Source organism: Actinoplanes sp. NPDC021490 (assembly GCF_055562135.1).
Window position 1 is genome coordinate 24,084 of record NZ_JBVHFW010000006.1, and the last position, 24,167, is coordinate 48,250.

At 69.9% G+C, this 24,167-nt stretch carries 28 protein-coding genes; 12 read left to right on the top strand and 16 right to left on the bottom strand.

Annotated features, from left to right (window positions below):
* The gene (locus ACZ3I4_RS17940; protein ID WP_465383052.1) at positions 1–594 is read left to right on the top strand and encodes a DinB family protein; all 594 of its coding nucleotides are present in this window, start codon (positions 1–3) and stop codon (positions 592–594) included.
* Between the two features lie 27 nt (positions 595–621).
* On the opposite strand, the gene ACZ3I4_RS17945 is transcribed toward ACZ3I4_RS17940, so the two are convergent.
* The gene (locus tag ACZ3I4_RS17945; protein WP_465383053.1) at positions 622–1,926 is read right to left on the bottom strand and encodes an FAD-binding oxidoreductase; all 1,305 of its coding nucleotides are present in this window, start codon (positions 1,924–1,926) and stop codon (positions 622–624) included.
* Here ACZ3I4_RS17945 and ACZ3I4_RS17950 point away from each other — a divergent pair.
* On the top strand, positions 1,888–2,340 hold the full coding sequence (locus ACZ3I4_RS17950; protein ID WP_465383054.1) for an NUDIX hydrolase: 453 nt from the start codon (positions 1,888–1,890) through the stop codon (positions 2,338–2,340). The genes ACZ3I4_RS17945 and ACZ3I4_RS17950 overlap by 39 nt on opposite strands.
* 90 nt (positions 2,341–2,430) lie before the next feature.
* Here the strand turns inward: ACZ3I4_RS17950 and ACZ3I4_RS17955 are convergent, their stop codons facing one another.
* The 7 genes from ACZ3I4_RS17955 to ACZ3I4_RS17985 all read right to left on the bottom strand — a co-directional run bounded on the left by ACZ3I4_RS17955 (position 2,431) and on the right by ACZ3I4_RS17985 (position 6,869).
* Positions 2,431–2,628, bottom strand: coding sequence for a hypothetical protein (locus tag ACZ3I4_RS17955; protein WP_465383055.1), 198 nt, complete (start codon positions 2,626–2,628; stop codon positions 2,431–2,433).
* Complete coding sequence (locus ACZ3I4_RS17960) at positions 2,625–3,149, bottom strand: RNA polymerase sigma factor (RefSeq protein ID WP_465383056.1); 525 nt, start codon at positions 3,147–3,149, stop codon at positions 2,625–2,627. Before ACZ3I4_RS17960 ends, ACZ3I4_RS17955 begins: the two co-directional genes overlap by 4 nt.
* Positions 3,133–4,065, bottom strand: coding sequence for a hypothetical protein (locus ACZ3I4_RS17965; protein ID WP_465383057.1), 933 nt, complete (start codon positions 4,063–4,065; stop codon positions 3,133–3,135). The genes ACZ3I4_RS17960 and ACZ3I4_RS17965 overlap by 17 nt, the downstream gene beginning before the upstream one ends.
* Positions 4,062–4,268, bottom strand: coding sequence for a hypothetical protein (locus ACZ3I4_RS17970; RefSeq protein ID WP_465383058.1), 207 nt, complete (start codon positions 4,266–4,268; stop codon positions 4,062–4,064). The genes ACZ3I4_RS17965 and ACZ3I4_RS17970 overlap by 4 nt, the downstream gene beginning before the upstream one ends.
* 367 nt (positions 4,269–4,635) lie before the next feature.
* Entirely contained in the window at positions 4,636–5,085 is a 450-nt protein-coding gene (locus ACZ3I4_RS17975; RefSeq protein WP_465383059.1) for a DinB family protein, read from the bottom strand.
* A gap of 454 nt (positions 5,086–5,539) precedes the next feature.
* A complete protein-coding gene (locus ACZ3I4_RS17980) occupies positions 5,540–6,514 on the bottom strand; it encodes a tyrosinase family protein (RefSeq protein WP_465383060.1) in 975 nt (324 codons plus the stop codon).
* A gap of 10 nt (positions 6,515–6,524) precedes the next feature.
* Positions 6,525–6,869, bottom strand: a complete 345-nt coding sequence (locus ACZ3I4_RS17985) for a tyrosinase family oxidase copper chaperone (protein WP_465383061.1) — start codon at positions 6,867–6,869, stop codon at positions 6,525–6,527.
* A gap of 322 nt (positions 6,870–7,191) precedes the next feature.
* Between ACZ3I4_RS17985 and ACZ3I4_RS17990 the strand changes: the two genes are divergently transcribed.
* Genes ACZ3I4_RS17990 through ACZ3I4_RS18000 form a run of 3 tightly spaced genes read left to right on the top strand, consistent with a single transcriptional unit; the run spans position 7,192 to position 7,836 of the window.
* A complete protein-coding gene (locus ACZ3I4_RS17990) occupies positions 7,192–7,392 on the top strand; it encodes a hypothetical protein (protein ID WP_465383062.1) in 201 nt (66 codons plus the stop codon).
* 10 nt (positions 7,393–7,402) lie between these two features.
* On the top strand, positions 7,403–7,708 hold the full coding sequence (locus ACZ3I4_RS17995; RefSeq protein WP_465383063.1) for a hypothetical protein: 306 nt from the start codon (positions 7,403–7,405) through the stop codon (positions 7,706–7,708).
* Positions 7,690–7,836 (top strand): hypothetical protein, encoded by a 147-nt coding sequence (locus tag ACZ3I4_RS18000; RefSeq protein ID WP_465383064.1) that lies wholly within the window; start codon positions 7,690–7,692, stop codon positions 7,834–7,836. Before ACZ3I4_RS17995 ends, ACZ3I4_RS18000 begins: the two co-directional genes overlap by 19 nt.
* A gap of 237 nt (positions 7,837–8,073) precedes the next feature.
* Here the strand turns inward: ACZ3I4_RS18000 and ACZ3I4_RS18005 are convergent, their stop codons facing one another.
* Positions 8,074–8,370 carry a hypothetical protein gene (locus tag ACZ3I4_RS18005; protein WP_465383065.1) on the bottom strand — a complete coding sequence of 99 codons (297 nt, stop codon included), beginning with the start codon at positions 8,368–8,370 and terminating at the stop codon, positions 8,074–8,076.
* A gap of 650 nt (positions 8,371–9,020) precedes the next feature.
* Between ACZ3I4_RS18005 and ACZ3I4_RS18010 the strand changes: the two genes are divergently transcribed.
* Positions 9,021–9,833, top strand: coding sequence for a hypothetical protein (locus tag ACZ3I4_RS18010; protein ID WP_465383066.1), 813 nt, complete (start codon positions 9,021–9,023; stop codon positions 9,831–9,833).
* A 12-nt stretch (positions 9,834–9,845) separates the two neighbouring features.
* Here ACZ3I4_RS18010 and ACZ3I4_RS18015 read toward each other — a convergent pair whose 3' ends face one another.
* Together ACZ3I4_RS18015 and ACZ3I4_RS18020 are read right to left on the bottom strand one after the other, a co-directional pair.
* Entirely contained in the window at positions 9,846–10,967 is a 1,122-nt protein-coding gene (locus ACZ3I4_RS18015; protein WP_465383067.1) for a glycosyltransferase, read from the bottom strand.
* Positions 10,964–11,614 (bottom strand): lysophospholipid acyltransferase family protein, encoded by a 651-nt coding sequence (locus tag ACZ3I4_RS18020; protein WP_465383068.1) that lies wholly within the window; start codon positions 11,612–11,614, stop codon positions 10,964–10,966. The genes ACZ3I4_RS18015 and ACZ3I4_RS18020 overlap by 4 nt, the downstream gene beginning before the upstream one ends.
* A 148-nt stretch (positions 11,615–11,762) precedes the next feature.
* Here ACZ3I4_RS18020 and ACZ3I4_RS18025 point away from each other — a divergent pair, with 148 nt between their 5' ends.
* The 3 genes from ACZ3I4_RS18025 to ACZ3I4_RS18035 all read left to right on the top strand — a co-directional run bounded on the left by ACZ3I4_RS18025 (position 11,763) and on the right by ACZ3I4_RS18035 (position 14,381).
* On the top strand, positions 11,763–12,767 hold the full coding sequence (locus tag ACZ3I4_RS18025) for a S66 peptidase family protein (protein ID WP_465383069.1): 1,005 nt from the start codon (positions 11,763–11,765) through the stop codon (positions 12,765–12,767).
* A 198-nt stretch (positions 12,768–12,965) separates the two neighbouring features.
* Positions 12,966–13,460 carry a hypothetical protein gene (locus tag ACZ3I4_RS18030; protein WP_465383070.1) on the top strand — a complete coding sequence of 165 codons (495 nt, stop codon included), beginning with the start codon at positions 12,966–12,968 and terminating at the stop codon, positions 13,458–13,460.
* Positions 13,461–13,472: 12 nt separating this feature from the next.
* Positions 13,473–14,381, top strand: coding sequence for a phosphotransferase family protein (locus ACZ3I4_RS18035; RefSeq protein ID WP_465383071.1), 909 nt, complete (start codon positions 13,473–13,475; stop codon positions 14,379–14,381).
* Positions 14,382–14,505: 124 nt separating this feature from the next.
* On the opposite strand, the gene ACZ3I4_RS18040 is transcribed toward ACZ3I4_RS18035, so the two are convergent.
* Positions 14,506–15,354 carry an acetyltransferase gene (locus ACZ3I4_RS18040; protein ID WP_465383072.1) on the bottom strand — a complete coding sequence of 283 codons (849 nt, stop codon included), beginning with the start codon at positions 15,352–15,354 and terminating at the stop codon, positions 14,506–14,508.
* Positions 15,355–15,496: 142 nt separating this feature from the next.
* Positions 15,497–16,555 (bottom strand): aminotransferase-like domain-containing protein, encoded by a 1,059-nt coding sequence (locus ACZ3I4_RS18045; protein ID WP_465383073.1) that lies wholly within the window; start codon positions 16,553–16,555, stop codon positions 15,497–15,499.
* 18 nt (positions 16,556–16,573) lie between these two features.
* Between ACZ3I4_RS18045 and ACZ3I4_RS18050 the strand changes: the two genes are divergently transcribed.
* The gene (locus tag ACZ3I4_RS18050; RefSeq protein WP_465383074.1) at positions 16,574–17,515 is read left to right on the top strand and encodes a phosphoglycerate dehydrogenase; all 942 of its coding nucleotides are present in this window, start codon (positions 16,574–16,576) and stop codon (positions 17,513–17,515) included.
* A 40-nt stretch (positions 17,516–17,555) separates the two neighbouring features.
* The gene (locus tag ACZ3I4_RS18055) at positions 17,556–18,170 is read left to right on the top strand and encodes an MSMEG_1061 family FMN-dependent PPOX-type flavoprotein (protein ID WP_465383075.1); all 615 of its coding nucleotides are present in this window, start codon (positions 17,556–17,558) and stop codon (positions 18,168–18,170) included.
* Positions 18,171–18,173: 3 nt separating this feature from the next.
* Here ACZ3I4_RS18055 and ACZ3I4_RS18060 read toward each other — a convergent pair whose 3' ends face one another.
* The 3 genes from ACZ3I4_RS18060 to ACZ3I4_RS18070 all read right to left on the bottom strand — a co-directional run bounded on the left by ACZ3I4_RS18060 (position 18,174) and on the right by ACZ3I4_RS18070 (position 23,131).
* Positions 18,174–18,752, bottom strand: coding sequence for a dihydrofolate reductase family protein (locus ACZ3I4_RS18060; protein ID WP_465383076.1), 579 nt, complete (start codon positions 18,750–18,752; stop codon positions 18,174–18,176).
* Between the two features lie 65 nt (positions 18,753–18,817).
* A complete protein-coding gene (locus tag ACZ3I4_RS18065) occupies positions 18,818–19,657 on the bottom strand; it encodes a helix-turn-helix domain-containing protein (RefSeq protein ID WP_465383077.1) in 840 nt (279 codons plus the stop codon).
* 54 nt (positions 19,658–19,711) lie between these two features.
* On the bottom strand, positions 19,712–23,131 hold the full coding sequence (locus tag ACZ3I4_RS18070; RefSeq protein WP_465383078.1) for a bifunctional proline dehydrogenase/L-glutamate gamma-semialdehyde dehydrogenase: 3,420 nt from the start codon (positions 23,129–23,131) through the stop codon (positions 19,712–19,714).
* Positions 23,132–23,223: 92 nt separating this feature from the next.
* Between ACZ3I4_RS18070 and ACZ3I4_RS18075 the strand changes: the two genes are divergently transcribed.
* Positions 23,224–24,150 carry a LysR family transcriptional regulator gene (locus tag ACZ3I4_RS18075; RefSeq protein ID WP_465383079.1) on the top strand — a complete coding sequence of 309 codons (927 nt, stop codon included), beginning with the start codon at positions 23,224–23,226 and terminating at the stop codon, positions 24,148–24,150.
* Positions 24,151–24,167: the final 17 nt, after the last annotated feature.

Below are 24,167 nucleotides of genomic sequence, written 5' to 3' on the forward strand. Positions count from 1 at the left end.
ATGGTCATGGCGCCCAAGGACGTGCTGAAGGACTATCTCCAAGGGGCGCGCGATGTGCTGCTCTGGAAACTCGAGGGCGTTTCCGAGCGTGACCAGCGATTTCCCCGTACGCCAACCGGCACCAACCTGCTCGGCCTGGTCAAGCACGCCCTGAACACCGAGGCGATCTATTTCGGCCCCACCTTCGGCCGCGAATGGCCCACGCCGGGCGAGCTTGTGTCCTCCGACGACCCCGACCCGCTGGCCGGCTGGCACGCCACCGAGACCGAAACCGCTGCGGGGATCATCGACCTCTACCGTCGCGTGCAGGCATTCGCCGACGAGACGATCGACAGCCTGCCGTTGGACGCGATCGGGCACGTTGCCCATTGGGGCGGTGAGGCGGTCACGCTCCACGAGATCATGGTCCACAAAACCGCCGACCTGCAGCGCCACGCCGGCCACGCCGACATTCTCCGCGAGCAGATCGACGGCTCGACCGGCCTGCTGCCGCGTCACAGCAACGTCCCTGACGCCGTCGACTGGCCGGCCTACACCCGGCGGCTGACGGCGATCGCCGACCGATTCGACGGACGAGCACGGACGAAGGCTTAGCTGGTTCAGCCCGCAATCGCTGACCATCTAATTGATGGAAGCGGCGAACACCCCCGCCGGGTCGTAGGCCGCCCGGATCTGACGTAGCCGGTCAGTGTTGCCGAGGTAGTAGGCCTCGGCGGGCAGGCCCGGTTCGGGGAAGTTCGGGTATGCGCCACCGGTGCCGTAGGGATGGGTGACCGCGTACGACTCGTCCAGCCATTCGCCGGGCTGCTCGCCTGCCGCCACGGTCGCGGTCTGTTTGAGCAGGAATTGGGCGTCCCGGTGCGGGAAGGCGGTGGCCTCGGCCGCTGTCCGGTTGTAAGCCCCGCCCCATGGCGAGAAATCGAGTTCCCGGTGTTCGCCCGGCCGTCGTTGAGCGTTGAGCCGGCGGATCAGCTCTGCTGCCGGCACTGACGAGCGGAAGTATTCCGAGTGCAGATAGGCAAATCCGGTGTCGGCGGTGTCGTCCCCGGCCAGCCACTGTTTCGCCGCGCGATGGGTGCCCTCGTGACGATGGTCCGAAGCAGGCCGGTGCCCGAGTCGCCGAATCAGATCCTCCACCGTGGCGGTGTCGGGGGCCGCGCCGAAGACTGTCACGGTCGGTGGCTGCGCCGGCTCCGGGGGAGTGGCGATCACAAGGCTGGGCGAGAGCGCGTCGTCGAGCTCGGGTAGCGCGTGCTGCCAGGCGTCCAGCACGTCGGCGGCCGCGGCGGCCGGGTAGGTCAGCTTGAAGGCGGTGGAGCCGGGGGCGGGTACGGTGCGGAAGGTCAGTGAGGTGACCACACCCGGCGCGCCGCCGCCCCGCAGCCTCCACAGCAGGTCGTCGCCCGCCTCCACCACCTGGCCATCGGCGAGGACCACGGTGGCTGCCAGGAGGCTGTCGCAGGTCAGTCCGTGCGTTCGGCCGAGGATGCCGAGCCCGCCGCCCAACGTCAATCCGGCGATACCGACCGTCGGCCCGCAGCCGGCCGGAATGGTGCGGCCCTGCGCGGCGAGCGTGTCGTACACCTCGGCGAGGCGAGTCCCAGCGCCGATCACCGCGCGGTCACCATCGACTCGGACGCCGGTCATCGGGCTCACGTCGATCACCACGCCGGTGGTGCTGGACCGCCCCGCGAAGCAGTGTCCGCCGCCGCGCACAGCCACAGGCCAACCGTCCTCTGTCGCTCGCGCGATCGCGTCCGCCACGCCAGCCGGTGTAGCACAGCGCAGTACGGCTTCAGGACGGATTCCGGCGAAGCGCGCAAGGACCACCACTGGACGATAGACGTCCCCATCAACGTACGTGGTCTGCCAATCTATGGTGCCTTCGTGACGTACGTCAGTGAAATGCGCGCTCTCGTGGGACACCGTCCGTTGCTGCTCGCCGCGGCCGGCATCGTCGTCGTGGATGAGGGGGGCCGCTGGTTGCTTCAGCGACGCGTCGACGACGGCCTGTGGGGCCTCATCGGTGGCGTAGTAGAACTCGGCGAGTCGTTCGAAGACGCCGCCCGGCGCGAGCTGTTCGAGGAGAGCGGCCTGACCGCCAGGTCGCTCCGGCGGCTCGACGTGTATTCGGGCCCTGACTTTCGCCACACCTATCCCAACGGAGACCAGGCGTACGTCGTAGGCGTGACCTTTCTGGCCGAGGACGTAGTCGGCTCTGCTGTGCCCGACGGCCATGAGGGATTCGAACTGAGCTGGTTCGACCCGGCCCATCTGCCCGATCTCAGCGGATACAACATTCTGCTGGCGACTCGGGCCCGGGCGTCACTCGCGACTTGAGCTCGCGCCCCGGCACTCAGGACCAAGGTATCCGCCGGGTCGGCTTCACGTCCTTCCGCGCACAGTCAACCGGCCCGACCAAATTCAGGATCAAAGTCCGGTGACGGGTACGCGCGGCCGGGTGCTCGCCACCACGTTGGCTGCCAGCTGGCCGGAGAACCGGGTCCACCAGCGGGTGTCCAGGCCGGTCGTGGGCGTGACGATCTTCCGGAAGATGTCGTCGGCGACCGGGGCGGGCAGGGCGACCTCCTGGATGGCCCACGCCTGGAGAGCGTCGTCGAGGTTCATGGCTGCTCCACGTCGTCGTAGATGTTCAGGGCTTCGGCCACTGCGCGGCGGGCCAGGGACAACCGGTAGCGGACCGTGCCGGCCGCGACGCCCAGCGCTGTGGCGATCTCGGCGCTGGTCAGTCCGCCGGCCGCGGCCAGGGTCAGGGTGACCCGTTGTTGTTCCGGCAGGCGTTTGATCGTCTCGGCCACCACAGCCACCCGTTCCATGGCGATCACCGAGGTGCTCGCCGGGGCGGCCACGTCGGCGGGTTCGGCCCGCAGGGCGGCGTCGGTGGCGGCACGCGTACGGGCCTGCCGGTGCTCGTCTATGGACAGGTTGCGGGCCACCGTGAAGATCCACGCGCGCTGCCCGTCGTCCGTAAGTCCGGACAGCTCCGCGAACCGCCGCCACGCCCGCAGGAACGTCTCCTGCATCAGGTCCGCGGCGAGCCAGCGGTCGCCGGTGCGCCCGGTGAAGTAGGCGTGGACGGCGGCCCGGTGCGCATCGTAGAGCTTGCGGAACTCAACCCCACGATCCATCATCGACCCGGATCTGGCCCGTGATGGTCGTCGCCAGCACCTGGACGGCCGGCACGGCCCCGGCCGGCGCGAGCACGTCGCCGAGCAGCGCCATGTCGGCCACGTTCTCGCGCAGCAGGTCGGCTGTGACCCCCGCGGTGATCGTCAGGTCACCCAGCACGATGAGGCTGATCGGATGATCGAGAAGGCGGAAGTAGTCCGGGCCGAGTTCGACGTTGTCGAAGAAGACCCGGGGGTCACCGGAGCGGTACCACACTGACTGTCCCTGCACGTCCATCCGGGTCTCGAGCTCCTGCTGCGCCGCCTCGGGGGCGAGCAGCTGCCCGGCGACGAGGATCTGGCTGTAGCCGACCGTTCCCACCTCACCGGTGATGATCACCTGTCCGGCGGCGATCAGGATGTCGCCCGGCTCGCCGGTGTGGTTGGCCAGCGCGGCTCCGGTCAGCCGCACCTGGCCGGTGAGCATCTTGACCTGCGGGCCGTCCTGACCCTCCTGATAGCGGTAGTAGGTGACCGTGCCGACGCCGCCGCCGAACACCCGGCCGAGCTCCGCCTCACTGCCGCGCGGCGCGAACACCGAGCCGACCACGCTGATCCGCCCCGGCACCTCGCCGCTGACCGGACCGTTGATCACCAGAACGCCGACCACGACAAGTATCTCGTCCGGCGCTCCGATCCGGTCGCCACCGACGACCAGCGACCCGACGTGCACCCTGGGCTTCATCCCCTCCGGCACAAAGATGGTCGCACCCACCTCCGAGACCGAGATTGCCGCGTACGCACCAGCCAGTGACTCGGGGACGACCACCGCACCGACCCCGCTGATCCGGGTGATCGCCGCCAGCTCGTCCGCGCTGCTCAGGTGGCTCAGGTCGAGGACGGCCTGCCCCTCGATCACACCACGTTCGCCGGTCATCGCGCCCCTCCCATCACTTCGCGGCCGGCTTCCGGCCACAGCCACCCCGCCACCGCGATCAGCCACCGTGCCAGCACCATCCGAGGCAGGCCCACCGATCGCCCACCGTCCGGCGCCGGCCACCCGCGCCCCCGCCGCGCAAGCTCGGCCTCGAGCCGCAACTCTTTCATCCGCACCTCCGCGAGCAGATACACATCCATCATCCGTCTCACCCCTCTCGCCCAGTACTACGGAGGAGCGCGCCAAGTGTTGGGTCCACCCGGACTTCCCAACTGGCAGCGATCCCGGTTGGCCCGCCCCGGACGATCGGGGTGCAACCATCCATCACTCACGCAACTTGAAAGCGGACGGCCTTTACCGACGCATTGTCATGCCGAGATGAATGCATTCGATCATGAGGTCAGTTCGCGCGTTCACGACTATTCTGGCTGCGCTCTTCGACGTTCTCGGATTGGATCGCCGATTCTTCGCGGATCAGTCGGCTCGACGCGCGCTCGTGCCGATGTGCGCGTCTCTCGGTTTCCAAAGACTTTCCACCGTCATAGGGCGGGCCGGGCGGGCTGACCAGTCTCACATGCCGGTGACGCCGTCGGCCAGCTCGCGCAGGATGTCGAGGTGGCCGTTGTGACGAGCTGTCTCCTCGATAAGGTGCAGGAGCACAAAGCGCATGGTCACGGTCTCCCCGTTGCTCATAGTCTTCTGCGAGCGGGCCTCAAGGTCTACACCCGTGACGAGGTGGCGGTAGCGCTCGGACTGGGCGTCGTAGTCGTCGAGAAGTTGAACTAGAGGCACGTCAAGCGCGATCCGCATCTCCCGGTCCGGATCCTCGTCGGTCCATGGCCCTTGATCTTCATGACCGAGGAACACGACCTCGAACCAGGAATACTCAACCCATCGGACGTGACTCACCAGGCCGGAGATTGTCATCAGTGGAGATGCCGGCAGCGGTGCCTGCCGCGCGTTCTCGGCGGAGAGGCCCTCGCATTTTGCTCGAACCGTTGCCCGAGCGTAGTCAAGCATCGCGAGGAGTGTGCTTCGCTCGTCCCACGCTGCTGGCATGTCCGTTCGTGTCATCCGGCTATCGTGTCGAAGTCCACGCAGGCTGTCGTCCGCTTTACGACCCGCTCTCGCCGATGGACGCACCGACAGCGCTTGATCGACTGTCCGGATCTGCCGCCAATATTGTGCGTTCAATGGCGCACCAGGCGACGACCATGCGCGGGTCGGCGCCGGTAATCCACGAGGACAAGTTAGGGGAACGGCACACCGTAGTGGCCAGAGCTTGGTTGAGTCACTCGTAGATCACCAGCGCCGGACCCTGCCGATACCGATCTCTCCCGGAACCGGCCCACCTATAGAAGTGTCAGGAGCTGGCCACCGGCGGCGAGGATTTGCAGCTGGCCGTCGGACAGCCGGTGCCCTTGTGGCCGATCAGCAGCTGCAGACTTGCCGGCGTTTCCAAGGGTTCGGCGGATCAGCGGTAGACATACCCCAGCCGAGCGGTGTTGAGCACGTCGGCCGGCCGCATTGTCTTCCACGGCGTCATGAGGGTCCTCAGGCCCGCGATGGTACCCATGTCGGGATCCTCAACCGGCTTCTTCGGCAGATAGGGGTCGGACGACGGATGCAAGGCCTGCCACTCGGTCCACAACCGGTCGACGTTGCAGTGGTGCATCCAGAAGACCGGGTCGTTCGGTGAATCGGCGCTGATCATGTGCCCCCCGATGAACACGTGAACGTCACCGTGAGGCCCGTCTTCGAGGAAGGGTTCGAACGTGTCGTAGGTCTGCACGGTCAGCACCGAGGCCACCAGCTGCGCGGTGGGCGGTTGGTCCACCCCGAGTTCGCCGATGTTGCGGTTCAGGAATGGGTGCTCGGTGACCGACCTCTCCACGATCCGGCCCCGGAACTCCTTGGCCGCCTCGGCGACGCCTTCGGTCAGCTCCGCGAACAGCGCGATCGCCTCGTCCTCCGGCAACTCCCGCCAACCCCCCACCTCCCGCAGGCGGCTGATGGTCGGCGCGGAGAGAACCTGCGTCAGTTCCTCGTCCTTGACACCGAACCGGCCGGTCTGGACCTGTCCGACCAACCCCGTGCCGTCACCGCCGAGGAAGCCGCCAGTCAGCGGGGTGACCGAGTGGTCGGTCCAGTCCCAGTACGGCAGCGTGATCCTGGGCCCCCGCAAACCGACTGACGTGGCGTTGAGCGCGCCCTCGAACAGCCGAAGATACTGCCGGTGCCAGGGCAGGAAGACGGCCGTCCGATGACCCATCTGACCGGCGTCGAAGGCCTCGACGTGGATCCCGACGAAGTCCCCATAGATTGTGCCGGTCGTGTTGTACCGGTAGGGGCTCGGCGACTCGGTGGTCTTGAGCTCGATCACCGCGTCGAGGAACCGCCTGCGCTCGGCCGCCGTGAGGGCCTTGAAGTTCTTACGTACGTAGGACATCAGGCGAGCCTCACTTCGGGATCCGGGCAAGGGGAGCGCCACCGAGCCGGTCGACCGCCAGGCGAGCGACCTCACGCAGGTCGTCCCTCGGCTCGAACGCGGCCACGACGCTGACCACGCCGCCGGCATGGTGCATGAGCCGCAGCGGCCGCCCATCGATCAGCACCGTCTGGTGCGCCGCGTGCACCCCGGTGGCGGCGATGCCGGACGGCCCCTGGATTCGTCGCCCTTTGTAGATCTCGTCGAACGACGAAACGGCGGCCTCCGCCCTGGTGCCGGCGGTTGTTCGCATGCCGACGGCAGTCCCTCCGGCCAGTCCGACGGCCGTCAGGGCCAGTAAACGTCGACGTTCCACGTGACACCACCTCCAGCTCGAGAGCCGCCACCATACAGAGGAATCTGTCCATCCGATATGGACTGACAGTCACAAAAGGATGATTGCATCAGGCTGCGATCGCCGGCGGCAAGCGTTGCCGCCGACCCTCCTCCACGGTCGGCCGAAGTGCAACAGGGGAGGGGGCGGCACGATGATGGCCGCCGCGGCATGCGCCGGTACTCAGGTTCCGTAGATGGTCCGCTCAAGGTGCCGACGGTGCCCGATGTCGGCGGTAGCCTCATATCGTGGGCCTTGACGTTGAGCTATTGAGGATCGACCAGGTCGGCACCAGCCCTCGACGATGGCAGACGTCGAGTTGGCAATAGTCGGAGACACGCGCTTCCGGTTCGCGGAGGCGATCGCACGGGCGCAGAACAAAGGGTCGACGCCGATGCTCGACCGCATCGACCTCTACGGAACCCTGGAGCTCTCCTGGGACGAGATGCCGCAGCTCCTTGCTATCCATGCCCGTCGCTATGATCTCCGCCGTCGTCCAAACTGATGGAGAGAACGTGAACTCAAAGCTTCAGGACCGTGCGTTCGGTCTGGTCGCGGACCGTTTGCAGCCCGGCGAGGAGTTCCAAGTCGCCGTCCGCGCGCTGGTAGGCAAGCTGGACGCGTCCCGGTTCGGCACTGTGGTCCGGCGGGGGGCCGTTGCTGGCCTCGCAGGGGCGGCCGGCGCCGCGGTCGACGCGGCGGTGACCGCGGGCGGCAAGCAGTTCGTTGTCGTGACCAATAAGCGAGTCTTCTTCCTGTCCAGACGTTCCTCGGCGGACCAGGAAAGAAGGTCATGGGTGTCATGCCCCGCGAGGAGCTGACACTCGCGGATACCAAGATCGGGACGGTCAGCGTGGTCCGGCTTGCGTTCGTGTCGGGCGGTGGCATCTCGCTGACATTCCCCCGCATCGACCAGGCTGCCGCGAAGCAAATCGCGGCGGCGTTCTGACCTGAGCTGAAGACGTTGTGCGCGGGATGGCCCGGACGGCAGTCCGGGGCATCCCGGCCTTCATCGAGACTGGACCATGATCGGTGCCAACGACCGTTGACGGCCAAGAACGATGGTGAGGACTGTGGTGCCACCCCTCGCGCAATATGCGGATCTGCCGCCGATAACGCGTACTGACAGAGGCTGCTGACATTCGATCTGCCGCGAACAAGGGGCGCTGTCCGATGGTCGGCCGGGCTACTGCCCGAAGGTGTACCGCAGGTTCGCGTTGATCAGCTCGTTGAGCCGCTTGCGGAGGTGTCCGAGCAGGGACGGGTCCGGCACGGGCTCCTCCACCAGCAGGGTCCACCGCAGCTGAGTGCCTGCTGCGCCGTCGGATGCCAGGTCGAAGCGGACCCGGGCGTCGGGCCGCTTCTGCCACAGAGAAGACCAGACGACGGAATGCGGCTTGCGGGCTTCGATCAGATGCGGGGATTGCTCGTCGTCCAGGAGCAGCAGCCATGGCCGGGCTGGATCGCGGCGGGGGTCGGTCAAGGCCTCGAAGACGACATGGGGTGGAGCTGGCTGACTGCGCTGGCGGCTGCCCGCTTCAAGCATGCCTCAGCCTACGGCGACCGGTTTATGCCGGCGCTGTGGCCCTGTCGGCCGGGGATGAGGCGGGACTATCGTCGCGGCTCTGGCAACCGGAAGGGTGGTCCTGGCCGGGAGTGCTGCCAGCCGGACGCTGTTGCCTCTCTGATTCGGGCGGCGGCGGTCGCCGGCAGAATCGGCTCGCTCGGCAAGCCCAACCAGTTGCCTGGATGGGCGCACGGCATCGACACCACCAGCGGTGCGCCAGGATGGTGCATTCGCTCGACGACGAAGTTGAGTGGTGACCAGCCGTTGCCCTGACAGTAGGTGGGGTGGCGTCTGACGAACCAGCGGTAATGGACCCCGTCGACGGAGATGTGCCGGGATCCTCTGCTTGGCAGCATCATTCGTGCCTCACCGTCACTCGGGACCTGTGAGCGACGACAGCAGTGAGACGCCGCCGCTCGTGGATACCGATTTCCGGCAAGCCGACAGGTCGCGGGCAACCGTAGAACTCGACCCGTTCCGATCTTGAGAAGGGCAAGGGAGACAGACACTCAGCAGTGTCGTGGGTCGCCACGCCACACCGACGTTCGAGGCTGGACGATGGGCGCGTGGAGATTGTCGAACAGTTCGTGCTGGGTAAAGCTGGGGATCCGCGGGTGTGTGAGGACGCGATTGTCGTTACCGGCGGGCATGTGGCGGTGATCGACGGGGCCACCGATGTGAGCGGCCGGGACTATGCGGGTGTGGCGGGCGGGCTGTGGGCGATGGCGGCCTGTCGCGATGCTCTTCGTCAGCTGCCGGAGGACGCGGATGCGGGCGCGGCGGTGGCGGCCATGACGGCGGAGCTGGCGGGCCGCCTCGAGCCTGGAGTGGACGTTGCGGAGCGGCCCAGCGCGGCGGTGACGGTTTATTCGCTTGCTCGCCGGGAGGTCTGGCAGGTCGGCGACGTGGGGTTTGCGTATCGGGGGCTTCCGGCTGCGGTGGGGCAGCCCCGCAAACTGGTTGATCACGTCGCGGCGTCGTTTCGGGCTGCTGTTCTTGCGGCCGAGGTGGCGGCGGGGACCATCACGAAGGACCGTGTGGTTGACGTGGATCCGGGACGGCTTGCGGCTCGCGCTCTGATCCGGCGGCAAGGGGCCCTGCGTAACAGCATCGGGCCGTACGGGTATGCCGCCATTGACGGGCAGCCGGTTCCGCCTTCGCTCGTGGTGGTGCATCCGGTGCCCGGTCATGTCGGTGAGCTGAGGATTGCCAGCGACGGCTATCCGGTCATCGGCGAGACACTGGCCGGCTCGGAGGCGGTGCTGGCCGGACTGCTGGAGAGGGATCCGTGGTGCGTGGGCGAGCTTCTGGGCACGAAAGGTGTCCAGCCGGGTCAGGTCAGTTTTGACGATCGTGCGTACGTGCGCGTGCGCCTTTGACTTGAAGGCCGGTCACAGTTGCCGGTAGAGGGCGAGCAGGCGGCCGAGGTACAGCTGGGGCGTGTAGGCCTCGGCGGCTTGCCGGCCGTCTCGCGTGACGTTCGCTCGTAAATCGTCATCTTCGAGCATTCGGGTCAGTGCGGCCGCGAACGCGGTGGGGGTGGGTTCGCAGGTGAAGCGGGGCGGGCCGCCGCCGGGGCGGGACGCGAGGGCGGGATCGGCCACCACGACGGGCAGACCGGCCGCTTCGGCTTCGGCCAGCACCAGGCTTTGCGTGTCCGTAGTGGAGGCGAACGCGAGCACGTCCGCATCACGGTAGAAGTCGGTCACCTTTGCGGGCGGGACGGGAGGCAGCACCTCCACGTGGTTCGACAGACCGGCCGATTGAATGAGCCGAGCCAGTCTGGCGCGGCCCAGCCGGACGCCGAGGAGAACCAGGCGCGCATCCGGCTTCTGCCGTTGCAGCAATGAGAAGGCGTTCAGGAGCAGGTCCGGATTCTTCTCGGTGGTCATCCGGCCGACGGAGAGCACGACGTTGCCGCGTCGCCTCGGGGCAAGTGGCCGGGACGCCTGAACCGGCGTCGGCAGTACGTGAACCGGCGGCAGTTGACCGTCGGAAGCGAACTCTTGGAACCCGGCCGCGGTCTTGTCCGACGGCGCGATCGCGGCCGCCATGCGGGCGAACATTCCCTGCCCCAGAACGACCAGGCGGGCACGCCGTACGGGACCGGGGCGGGCCAGTTCGAGGAAGTCGCGGGCCGACCAGCCGAGCCGGAGCTGAAGCGCGCACCAGGACGCGCCGATCGGGATCTCGGGGTACGCGTCGCCGTACGCGACCAGGTCGGTGTGCCAGGTGACGACCAGCGGAACCCGCCAGGCCGCGGCCATCCGGAAACCGGCCATGCCGATCGGACCGGTCGTGTGGGCGTGGACGATGTCGGCCGGGCGGCACCGGAACCAGGGGAAGCCGACGCGCACCTGCCGGCCGGGAACGGGCAGGCACGGAACACTGGCCGGATCGTAGAAGTCGACCTCGCAGCCGGCCGATCGCAACAGGCCGACGGTCAGGGCGGCCGACCGGGACACGCCGTCGGGGCGACCCGCGTGGCTGTCACAGAAATGGGCGATCCTCACGGTGCGGTCAGCGCGCTCGCGATCGATTGGCGAGCCAATTCCTTCAGGGTCGCGACGTCGCCTTGCGGCGCGATCGGCGGCAGGACCTCCACGTGCACGTCGACGTGGTCACGCAAGACGAGCCCGTGCCGGGGAAGGGCCCGGCGGGTGCCGTGAACCGCGATCGGAATGACCGGCACTTCATGGCGTACGGCAAGCTCGAAAGCGCCGTCCTTGAACGGCTGGAGCTCACCGTCCGAGGTGCGCCGGCCCTCCGGGAACATCATGACCGGCGAACCGGCGGCCAAGAGGCGATCGCAATGCTCCATCATCCGGCGCACCGATTCGGCGCGGCCGCGCACCAGCGGGACGTAATCGTTGAGCCGCATGTTCCACCCGATCAGCGGCACGCGGAAGATTTCCTGCTTGGACACCCATTTGAACGGCCGGAACAGCGCGAACAGCACCAGAATGTCGATGAGCGACGCGTGATTGGCGACCAGAACCGCCGGGCCGTGCCACGGCACCAGATGCCGGCCGGTGACCCGCAAGCGCCACAGCGGGTTGACATAGACGTAGAACGACGCCCAGGCCGACGAATACAGGTGCAGGACGACGCGCCGCCGGTCGAACGGCAGCGTCACCAGCCAGACGACGACCGCGCCCACGAAGAAGACGACGCAACTGACCCCGATGAAAGCCCAGTACGCCACCGAGAAGACCCGCAGCATGGCCGACATCGTAGAGACAAACGCACGCTCGCGGGCGATCGCTAAATGCATGGCGGCCGGTACGGTTCGCCGGGAGACTGCGCGGATGACCGTTTCCGCCGCGCCCGGACTGCTTCGGCCCCGGGCCCTCGCCCCCGGCGATCTCGTCGTCATCGCCTCCCTGTCCGGGCCGGTGCAGACCGCGTACGAAGCCAATCTCGACCTGGCCGTGGACGTTGTCGAGCGAATGGGCTTCCGGGTGCGCCGGGCGCCGCTGCTTGAAGCCGGACGACGCCGATGGTGGAGCGCGGCCCGTCCGGACGAGATCGCCGCCGAGTTCAACGAGCTGCTGCGCGACCCCGAGGTGCGGGCCGTCATCGCGCACGACGGTGGGCAGACCGTGCTCGGCTATCTCGACCTCATAGACGTGGACGCGATCGTGGCCGATCCCAAGCCGATCCTGGGCTACAGCGACATCTCCCTGCTGCATCTGGTGCTTCATGCGCGTACGGGACTGGTCGGTTTTCATGCCGACATGGCGACACCGGGGCTCGGCGGGTCGTGGACGACGGCACCCGCGACGCGCCGGGCGGAACTCGAAAGGCTCTACTCGACGCTGCTGACCAGCACCGAACCGCTCGGCGACCTGCCCGCCGGCCCCTCGTGGGAGTGCTGGCGTCCCGGCCGGGCCGAAGGCCACCTGATCGGCGGGGTGATCAACCGCATCGTGCTGGCTCAGGCGACGCCGTACGGGCTGCCGCTCGAACGATTCGACGGCGCGGTGCTGTTCTGGGAGGAACTGGGCGGTCAGGCGTCGTACGTGTGGAGCTATCTGCACGTGCTGCGGCACTGCGGCATCCTCGACCGGATCGCCGGCATGGTCGTGGGCATCCCGCAGGCGATCGAGGGGCTGGGGCCGCCCGACGGTCCGTCGTTGCGCGAGATCGTTCTCGACGTGCTGGGCGACCGGGACATGCCCGTGCTCGGCAACGTCGAGATCGGGCACGCCGGTCCCAACCTGCCCATGCCGGTCGGTGTGCGCGCCGCCCTCGACGCCGGGACGCGGAAGTTGTCGCTGCTTGAACCGGCCGTACGGGCCCGGGTCGGCTGAGGGGGCTTTGTCAAGGGCCCGGCCCGAGCTGTGGACAACTCCGGAACCCGCTCGACGGCGCGCCCTCGCCCTGTGGACAACGAGGGCGGCCCGCCGCCGAAGCCGCGTAAGGTCGGGCACACCCCCAGGGCGGGGGGTGGGTGCGGAGGTGGGTCAGGGGTGCCGGTGTACGACAAAGAACCAGGGGCGGGTGCTGCGATGGACTTTCCCCGGCTCATCCGGTCGATCCCGGAAGCACCCTGGCTGCCCGCCGGCGCCACCGCCGAAGTCTGGGTCGGCGAAGACCTCGACATCCCGCGCCCGACGGTCATCGTGCGGCTGCTCCTGACCCGCGAGCCGGGCGAGATCTTCTGTGTCCCCACGGCCAAGGGCCTCGACATCCCGACCACCTTTCTCGGCACCGGGAACGGCTGGACACCGGCCGTGGAGGGCGTGGCCGCTCTGTGCCGCGACCACCTCGGCGAGGAGGTGGCCACGCGATGTGTGGGCTACGTGCGCAACATCGTGCCCGAGCCCGACGAAAGCTATCGCTTGCCGGTGCCGGCCGCGAACGTTCTGATCTTCACGCCTCGGGAGCCGGCGCCAACGCCGAGCGGTGACCGAGGCACGTGGGTCGGCCGCGAGGAGGCGTACGGGGTCCTGGCCGAACGCCACTGGTGGCTCATCGCCTGCGAAGCGCTCGGCTGGAGCTGACGGAGGATGGGCATGGAGCAGGCGGTCACGGACTGGGTGCAGGACGTCGCGTTGCCGGGGCGGCGGGTGGTCGCGGCGCGGAAGCTGACCGGCGGCTACAGCAACGAGAACACGGCTCTCACGACGGACGACGGCGGCCGGTACGTGCTGAGGCGCTATCTGCGTCACAACCGTTGCGAACTCGAGCGGGCGCTGGCCGAGCGGCTGCGGGGCGTGGTGCCGGTGCCCGAGGTGGTGGCCGCGGATCCGGCGGGGGAGCACGCCGGGGAACCCGTTCTGCTGTCGGTCTTCGTCGACGGGCGGCCGGTCAACGAGATCCTCGCGGAGCGGGACGAGGCCGGGCTCGGGCGGGAGGTCGGCGCCACGCTGGCCCGGATCGGCACGGTCGAGTTCGACGCGCCGGGCTTTTTCGGGGACGGCCTCGAACCGGACGGCAGCGAACCGATCGAGGGGCTCGACTACTTCGTCGACCGGTGCCTGCGGGAGGGCAACGCCGCCGGCCACCTGACCGGGGACGAGCAGGAAGCCCTTCGCCGGTACGCCATCGAGGCCGGCCCGGAACTGGCCACGCTCAAGGGTTCCCGGCGGCTGGTCCACTCCGACTACAACCCGAAGAATCTGCTCGCGGCCCGGTCGCCCGACGGCAGCTGGCGGGTCAGTGCCGTGCTCGACTGGGAGTTCGCGTTCAGCAGCAGCCCGCTTGTCGACATCGGCAACATGACGCGCGATCCCCGGCCGCCGGCTTTCCTGGACGCCTTTCTCGGCGGTTTCCGTGACGCGGGCGGCGACCTTCCGCCGGACTGGCGCCGTCTGAGCCGGGCCCTCGACCTGTTCGCGCTGGCCGACTTCCTGACCCGGCCGGTCGACCACCGCTACTTCCGCCGTTCGATCGACCGGATCAGAGACCTGCTCCACGCCTGACCCGGCCCGAGCCGCGGCAAGAAACGCAACCGCGGCCCGGGCGCGGCGGCGGCAAAGCAACCCCGACCCGGGCGCGGCGGCGGCAACGCAACCGCGACCCGGGCCGCGGTGGGAAGCGGCCGAGTCAGGTGCCGGAAGAGCCCATCGCCCCGTCCGGCTCGAACGCCAGACGGGCCCGGATCTGGCGGAAACCGGCCCGCCGCAGGTCGTCAATCGTGTCCGTGCGGGTCGACACGACGTCGGCGACCACCTCTTCGGCGCCGCCCGCTGTAAGGGCCTGGAGCGCGCCCGCCAGCAGGGCAGGTCGGGTCCCAGGGGCCGCACCGGGCAGCACGCCGAGATAGACGAGCATCGGCCAGCACGCGTCCCCCGCCGTTCCGGCCAGGCCACCGCCGTCGAGCACGTGCCAGGCCGCGGCCGGGCCGGTCACCCAGGGCCCCGGATTTCGCGCGAGGTCGAGGCCGGCCACGGCAAGTGCGGTCTCCGAACCGGTCAGCACGTCCGGCTCGGCGATGCGGGCCACCAGGGCTCGCACCTCGTCGGGCCCGGTGGCCGCGCGTACGGGAGCCGGCCCGGCGGGACCCTCGGCGCGGCGGAAGCGTCGCCGCTCGACGGTCGGGACAAGACCGGACAGGCGGGCGGCCTCGGTCACGCGGTCGTCGGCCGGCAACGTGACGTAGTAGGGGCGCGGCCCGCCGAATGCCTCGTGAGCGGCGCTCAATAGGGCGGCGCCGACCGCGGGGGAGTCGACCAGGTCGAAGTGCTCCAGCCACGGGCCACCGACGGCGCCGGGCGGCAGGACCCACGCGGCTCGGGCCACGACCTGGCCGTCGCGCAGCGCCACCCACGTACGGGACGGGTGAAAGCCGCCCCCGGCGAGACCGTCGGTATAGGAGATCGGGGCCATCGGGCCGAGGGAATCGAAGACGGATTCCTCGCCGGGCAACAGGTGGCGGTAGACGAGAGAGCTCATGCGGAACCTCCGAGGCGCTTCAGCTGCGCCCCGGGATCAGAACCGCGGGGACGCCGGGCCGCGGAAAGGGCGCAAGATGTGGGACACGATGCGACCTCCTTCCGGGCGAACGCGCGAGGCGTGACGGCGTACGGGAAAGAACTTAGCAGAAGGATCCGATGGCGATGGTCAGGCGGCGAGCAGCCTCGATCAGCTCGGCCGGGGCAAGGCGCGAGAAGCTCAGCCGGATGCGGTCGGAGCCGCCGCGCCCGTCGACGTGGAACGCGGGCCCGGGCACGAACGAGGTGCCGTGACGTTCGGCGACCGGCAGCAGTGACCCGGCGTCGACACCGTCGGGCAGTTTCAGCCAGACGAACCAGCCGCCGTCCGGAGCGGGGCAATCCATCGCGTTCGCGAGCGCGTCCCGATGCGTTCGGTAGCGGTCCCTCAGCAGAGCCACATGCTTCCCGTACGCCCCGGAGCCGCCGAACACCGCCATGGTCATCGCCGTCGTGTGGTTGACCCCGCCGCCACTGTGCACGTATCCGAGCCGGGCCAGCCGCGCGATCAGCTCGGGCGCCGCGTTGATCCAGCCGAGCCGCAGCCCGGGGGCGACGGTCTTCGAGAACGAGCCGAGCCGGATCACGTTGGTGCCGCGGAAGGCGGGCGGCGCCGCGGAGTAGTAGAGCTCGCGATAGGGATCGTCCTCGACCACGGGCAGTCCCAGCGTGTCGAGGGCGTGCCGCTGGGCCGGCGACAGGCTGCGCCCGGTCGGATTGCCGAACGTGGGCACCACGTACAGGAAAGCCGCCCGATGCTCCCGTGCCGCCCGGGCCACTTCGTCCGGCTGCTCCGCCCGTACGGGGAGAAGCCGCACGCCGAGATCGGTCAGAATCCGGAACGCGTAGTGGTAGGTCGGCGAATCGACCAGGACGACGTCGCCCGGCGTCGTCAGCACCTGGGTGACGAGGGCCAGCCCGTGCGAGGCGCCCGCGGTCACGAACGTCTCCGCCGCGGTCGCGTCACCCACCTGATCGGCGATCCACTCGCGCAGGGGAGCGGGGCCCGGCCCGTGCCCGTACGTGAGCGCTTTCCACCCGTACGTCCGCAGGGCCGTCGCTCCGGCCTCCGCCCACGCGCCCGCCGGAAGCAGCGAAGGCAGCGGATGCCCCCAGCCGAGATCGAGGATTCCGTCACGGTGCTCGAACTGAACGATCGTCACTGAACCAGAATGGGGGACATGAAGCTTCTGCTGCCCGACAGCGTCGACCTGAATCCCGAGCTGCCCGCCGGCGTGACCGCCGTGCGTTATGCCGTCGACCGCCCGATCCCCGACGAGCACACCGACGCGGAGGCGCTGGTCGTCTGGAACAACACGGGCGACCAGATGCGTGACGCGGCCCAGCGGCTCAAGCAGTTGCGCTGGGTGCAGACCCTGGCCGCCGGGCCCGACGCGGTGGTGGCGGCCGGTTTCCCGTCCGAGGTCGTCATCACTTCCGGCCGCGGCCTGCACGATCAGACGGTCGCCGAGCACACCCTGGCCATGACCCTGGCCGCCGTACGCCACCTGCACGTGCTCGTCCGGGCCCAGATCGGCCATCACTGGGCCGACGAGATGCGCGAGCTGCAGGCCGCGCCGAGGACGGCCCGGTTCTACACGCTGCGCGACGCGCACGTCGTGATCTGGGGCTTCGGGGGCATCGCGCAGGCGCTCGCGCCGCATCTGACCGCCCTGGGGGCGCGGGTCACCGGGGTGGCCCGCAGCGCCGGCACCCGCGCGGGCGTCGAGGTGGTGACCGAGGACGACTTCGAGACGCTGCTGCCCACGGCCGACGTGCTGATCGGCATCCTGCCCGCGACCCCGGCCACGGAACACGCGCTCAACGAGGACGTGTTCGGCCGGCTGCCCTCGCACGCCTGGGTGGTCAACGTGGGCCGGGGCGCGACGCTGGACGAGGAGGCCCTGCTCGACGCGCTGCGCGAGGGGACCATCGGCGGGGCGGCGCTGGACGTGTTCGAGACCGAGCCGCTGCCGTCCGGTTCGGGGCTGTGGAACGAGCCGAACGTGATCATCACGCCGCACGTGGCCGGCGGCCGTCCGCTCGGGGCGTCCGCGCTCATCGGCGAGAACTTGGTCGCATTCCGGGAGGGACGTTCGCTGCGCAACGTGGTCGAAGGCTAGCGTGGCCGGACTGAGGCGTCCCGCGGACCGTGGAGTGTTTATGACGAGGGTGATCGGCAGCGAGGCGGAGCTGCGGGAGTTCGTGGCCCCGCCGCCGCGGTTCATCGCCGAGAAGGGCATCGACCACATCGACCCGGAGTCGCGCCGGTTCATCGAGGTCAGCCCGTTCTTCCTGCTCGCCACCGCGGCCGCGGACGGCACCTGTGACGTCTCCCCGCGAGGCGACCCGGCGGGCAGCGTGCTGGTGCTCGACGACCGCACGCTGGCCTTCGCCGACCGCAAGGGCAACGGCCGCCTCGACAGCCTGCTCAACATCCTCCAGCAGCCCCGGGTGGGTCTGCTGTTCCTGGTGCCGGGTTCGGGCGACACCGTACGGGTCAACGGCCGGGCCCGGATCGTGGCGGACGCACCCTATCTGGACCGCATGGCCCGCAAGAACGTGACCCCGGTGCTGGCCGTCGAGGTGGTGGTCGAGGAACTGTTCCTGCACTGTGCGAGGGCCTTCACCCGCTCGCGTCTCTGGGACGTGTCGACGTGGCCGGCGAAGGGCGACGTGCCCAGCGCGGGCCTGATCGCCAAGAGCATCTCCGGCACCGACACCGCGGCCAAGGTCATCGACGACGCCCTGGAAGAGGCCGCGCTGGACGCCTACTGACGGTCAGCGGCGCACCGGGTAGCGCAGGTGAAGCACCCGGGTGCCCGGCACCATGTCGGGATCGGCCAGCAGCTGCTGCGCGCCGACCGGCCCGAAGTAGCGCTTGCCGGAGCCGAACACGACGGGTGCGACGTCCATGCGCACCTCGTCGACCAGGCCCGCGGCCAGCGCCTGGCCTCCGACGTCACCCGCGGCGACCTCGACCGTGCGGTCACCGGCAAGCTCACGCGCCTTGGCCACGGCCGCCTCGACGCCGCCGACGAAGTGGAACGGCGTCCCCGGGTCCCAGCCCTCGGGCGGCGGCCGGTGCGTCACGACGACCACGTGGTCGATCCCACTGGGCGGCTTTCCGTCCCAGCCGTCCGTCAGGTCGAAGACGTGGCGGCCGCAGACCGTCGCCCCGATCTGGTCCCAGTACGGCCGGATGTAGTCGTAGGACGCCTGCGACACCTTCAAGACGCCGCTCTCGTCCAACGGGACGTCCCCGCCGGTCAACCAGTCGAACAGCGGTCCGGGCTGGTCGTTCTCGTCGGCGATGAAGCCGTCCACCGACACCGAGGCGTACATGACCACCTTGCCCACGGGGCTCTCCTCTGCTTTTGGTGCCCCCAAATTAACGTGTCGCGGGCCGTCGCTCTTGTAAGAAATCAATCGGCCGGCAGCGGCCAGCCGTCCAGCGTGTGGCCGGGATGGTCACGCAGGAACCGCCGGCGCACTTCGGCGTACCGGGTCGGCGTGAGCCCGGTGAACGCCCGGAACTCGTGGCCGAAGTGGGCCTGGTCGAAGTAGCCGGCGCGGGCGGCGAGGTCGCCCCAGTCGATCGGCCCGGCCGGGTCGATCGTGAACATTGTGGTGGTGAAGCGGTAGCTGCGGGCCAGCCTCTTGGGCGGGACGCCGATGAGTTCCTTGAACCGCTGGGCCAGATGGGTGCTGCTGACTCCGGCGGCCGCCGTCAGGTCGCCGATCGCCACCGCTCCGCCGGCCGCCGCGATGACGCCGCCCGTATGCCGGACCAGTCCCAGACCGGCGGGCTCGCGCAGCCGTCGCATCAGCTCGTCCTCGAGCAGCGTCAGCATCTCGTGCGGCCCGTCCGCCGCAGCCAGCCGGTCCCGCAGGACAGCAGTGGGGGACCGGCCCCAGACCTGCTCGATCGTCACCGGCCGGTCACACAGCTCGGCCGCGGGCATCGGCAGGAACGGCGCCGGCCCCCACGGCTTGAAGTGCACGCCCACGGACCGGGTCCAGGGCGGGTAGCCGAACTCGAACGCGCGGGTCGGCATGGTGATCACGCAGCCGTCGGCGTACTCGGCCGTCTCGAGGTCCAGGCCGGCGCGGATGCGGAACGGCGCTCCGAGGTTGACGATGAGCAGCGCCGCCGGACTGGCCGGCAGTGTCAGCCGGGCGTACGGCGGCGCCCCCTCCAGGTAGTAGAGGTCGTCGATCAGGCCGTTCAGCGGCGGTCGCGGCACTCGGGACACGTACTTCACGCCCCCCAGCATCGCGCGCCGGGATGGCCGGCGGCGGCCGGGGGGCGTGCGGGTTCAGAGGACCGAAGCGGCCAGCTTGTCGGGGTTGCCGAAGCGGTGGGCGGTGATGCTCACGGCCTGCTCGTGCAGGAACGGCAGCAGTTCGACGCGGCCCGCCTCGGTGACCGGGCCCGACCAGACGGCCAGGTCGGGGCGGCCCTCGGTGGCCCGGGCCAGGGCCTCGAAGGAACCACCGATCAGGCGCACCCGGGTGGCCGAGCCGAGTCCGGCGGCGAACGCGGCGTCGTCCTCCACGCGGAGGTCGGCGGGGATGGCCGCGGCCAGGCCGGCCGGCAGGGGCTCGGGCACCGAGACCGTGATCGGCGCCCCTGCTTGCAGGGCGGCGGCGACCACGCGCACCAACTCGGCTACCGGGGAACCGGCCGACAGGCGCACCTCGACCGGGACCGGCAGGTAGCGCAGCACGTTGCGCTCGGCCCAGAGGCCGGAGACGTCCCGGGCCGGCCCGAAATGCCCGGCCCAGGCGGCGGCGTCGCTGCGGGCCGCTCGCGACAGCATCTCGGCGCCCGGAAGTCCGGAAGCGGCGTCGAGCAGCGTGCGGACCGCCGGGTTGCCGATGGCGGCCTCGGAGGTGGCCGGCTCGGAACGCCAGCCGGTCAGGCCGGCCAGGTAGTTCGGTCCGCCGGCCTTCGTGCCGGGGCCCACGGCCGAGCGCTTCCAGCCGCCGAAGGGCTGCCGCCGCACGATGGCGCCGGTGATGCCGCGGTTCACGTACAGGTTGCCCGCCTGCACCCGCTCCAGCCAGGTGGCCAGCTCGGCCGGGTCGAGGGAGTGCAGGCCCGACGTCAGGCCGAAGTCGACGTCGTTGACCAGGTCGATCGCCTCGTCCAGGGTCGCGGCGGTCATGACGCCGAGGACCGGGCCGAAGTACTCCGTACGGTGGAAGGCCGAACCGCGGGCCACGCCGTCGCGGATGCCGGGGCTCCACAGGCGGCCGCTGTCGTCCAGGGAGGTGGGCCTGAGCAGCCACTTCTCGCCGGGTTCGAGTTTGGTCAGGCCGTCCAGCAGCTTGCCCTCGGCGGGTTCGATGACCGGGCCGACCTGGCTGCGCGCGTCCGACGGCCAGCCCACGGTCAGCGACGACGCCGCGTCGAGCAGCTGGTGGCGGAACCGCTCGGACCGGGCGACCGAACCGACCAGGATGACGAGCGAGGCGGCCGAGCACTTCTGACCGGCGTGGCCGAACGCGGAGAGCACCACGTCCTTGACGGCCAGGTCCAGGTCGGCGCTCGGGGTCACAATGATCGCGTTCTTGCCGCTCGTCTCGGCCAGCAGCGGCAGGTCGGAACGGAACGAACGGAACAACTGCGCGGTCTCGTACGCCCCGGTCAGGATCACCCGGTCGACGAGCGCGTGCCCGATCAGCTTGCGGCCCAGCGTGTTCTCCTCGACCTGCACCAGGGTGAGCAGGTCGGGGTCGGGCAGCACCGGCTTGATGATCTCGGCCAGCAGGGCGCCGCAGCGTTCGGCCGGGCCGGCCGGCTTGAGCGCGACGGCCGAGCCCGCGGCCAGCGCAGACAGCACCGAACCGGCCGGAATGGCCACGGGGAAGTTCCACGGCGGGGTGACCAGCGTCAGCTTCTCGGGGACGGCCACCGCGCCGTCGACGTCGTCCAGCTCGGCGGCCAGTTCCGCGTAGTAGTGCGCGAAGTCGACCGCCTCGGACACCTCGGGGTCGGCCTGGTCGGCGGTCTTGCCCGTCTCCGACGCCATCACCTCGATCAGGTCGGCCCGCCGGGCCTCGAGGGCCTCGCCGATCCGGTGCAGGACCAGCCCCCGGGAAGCGCCCGGCAGCGAGCCCCAAGCGGCGGCCGCGGCCACCGCCGCGCCGAGGCGGTCGTCCAGGCGGCGCTCGTCGGCGACGCGTGCGGCGTCGATGGTCGACACGCCGAGCCGGGAGGTGGGCACACGGCCGAGCACCTCGCGCACCATCGAGCGGTTCGACGCGACCGACGGGTCGGTGTCGGGAGTGTTGCCGAAGTGCCCGGGGGAGGACACGGGCACGACGGCGTGCCGGTCGGCGATCCGGTTCGGCGCGGGAGCCGCCGTGTCCAGCGCCGCCAGCGACGCCAGGAAACGGTCACGTTCGCGCGCGAACAGCTCGGAGTTGCTGTCCAGTTCGAACACCGCGGACATGAAGTTGTCGCTCGACGCGCCCTCCTCGAGACGGCGGATCAGGTACGCGATGGCCACGTCGAACTGCTCCGGGCGTACGACCGGGGTGTAGAGCAACAGCCCGCCCACCTCGCGCCGGACCACCTCGGCCTGGCCCTCGGCCATGCCGAGCAGCATCTCGAACTCGATGCCCTCACGCACCCCGCGACGACCGGCCAGCAGCCACGCGTACGCCACGTCGAACAGGTTGTGCCCGGCCACACCCAGACGCACGTTGCCGATCCGCGACGGCTCGAGCGCGTAGTCGAGCACCCGCTTGTAGTTCGTGTCCGTCTCCTGCTTGGAACCCCAGGTGGCCAGCGGCCAGCCGTGCACGGTCGCCTCGACCTGCTCCATCGGCAGGTTGGCCCCCTTGACCAGGCGCACCTTGATGCCCGCGCCGCCCCGCTCGCGGCGGACGGCGGCCCACTCCTGCAGGCGGATCATCGCGGCCAGCGCGTCCGGCAGGTAGGCCTGCAGCACGATGCCGGCCTCGAGGTTGTGCAGCTCCGGCTTGTCGAGCAGGCGGGTGAAGACCGCGATCGTGAGGTCGAGGTCTTTGTACTCCTCCATGTCGAGGTTGACGAACTTGCGCGTACGCGCGGTCGCGGCCTGCGTGAACAGCGGCGTGAGCTGCTCGACGATCTCGGTGACGGCCTCGTCGAACGCCCACGGGTTGTGCGGGGCGACGGTCGCCGACACCTTGATCGACACGTAGTCGACGTCGTCCCGGCCGAGCAGGCGCTCGGTCTCGCGCAGCCGGCGGGTCGCCTCGCCCCGGCCGAGCACCGCCTCGCCGAGCAGGTTGACGTTCAGGCGTACGTCCCGGCGCTTGATCCGGGCGATGGCCCGGCCCAGCTTGGCGTCGCTGGCGTCCACGATGAGGTGGCCGACCATGCGGCGCAGGACGCGGCGGGCGATCGGCACCACCACGCCCGGCATCACCGGCGCGAGCAGGCCACCGGCGCGCACCGCGGCCCGCAGCGGAGCCGGAAGGAACCGCGGCACGTCGGGCGCGAGGGCGGCCAGGGCCCGGGCGCTGACCCGGACGTCCTCCGGCCGCACCACGCCGTCCACGAAACCGACCGCGAAGGCCAGTCCCTTGGGGTCGCGCAGCACGCCGGCCAGTTGCGCGGCGGAACCGGTGGTCTTGATCGCCGAGGCCTCGTGGAGCCAGCGGCGGACCAGGTCGATCGCTTCGTCGGCGATCTCGGGTTGACCGGCCGGGGTGGTGGCCGGCGACTGGACGACGTCAGACATGACGAAAGTGTCCTTCCGCGATCCGTTCAGGAAAAGCAACGGTTTCCGACGAGTACTCTTCAGTTCTTCTTAACGTTTTCCGGAGGCGGGCCATGCTGGAGATCCGGCGTCTGGTGCTGCTGCGCGAGCTAGCGATCCGCGGCACGATCGCGGCCGTCGCCGAGGCGCTCAACTTCTCCCCGTCGGCCGTGTCGCAGCAGCTCAGCCTGCTCGAGAAGGAGGCGGGCCGGCCGCTGCTGCGCAAGTCGGGGCGCGGGGTGCAGCTGACCCCGCAGGCCGAGGCGCTGGTCGAGTCGGTGGGCGAGATCCTCGACAGCCTGGAACGGGCCGAGGCCGGGCTGCGGGCGTCGAGCACCGGGGTCAGCGGCCGGGTGCGGGTCGCCGTCTTCCAGTCGGCCGCCCTCGCCCTGATGCCGGCGACGCTCCTGGCCATGGCGTCTCGCTTTCCCGACGTACGGGTCGAAATGGTGCAACGCGAGCCCGAGGAGGCGTTGCGCGAAACGTGGGCCCGCGACTTCGACATGGTGATCGCTGAGCAATACCCGGCCCACGCCGCGCCACACCATCCCGGCCTCGACCGTCGTCCGCTGACCACCGACGCGATCCGCCTGGCCCTGCCGTCGGCCGGGGCCGCCCTGCATCCGGTGGCCTCGCTCGACGAGGCCCGGCACATGCCCTGGGTGATGGAGCCGCGCGGCACGGCCTCCCGCCATTTCGCCGAGCAGCTCTGCCGTTCCACCGGTTTCGAACCCGACGTCCGCTACGAGACCGCCGACCTGCAGGCCCACATCCGGCTGGTCGAGTCGGGCAACGCGGTGGCCCTGATCCCCGACCTGCTCTGGCTCGGCCGCGACACCTCGTGCCGGCTGCTCGACCTGCCCGGCCTGCCCCGCCGCACGATCTTCACGGCCCAGCGGGTGGCCGGCGCCGCGTCCCCGACGGCCCAGGCCCTGCGCGAGACCCTCGAGCGGGTGGCCACCGACCTGCTCCGCCCGGACAAAGATCAGCTTCGATCATAGTCTTCCGATATCTCCTA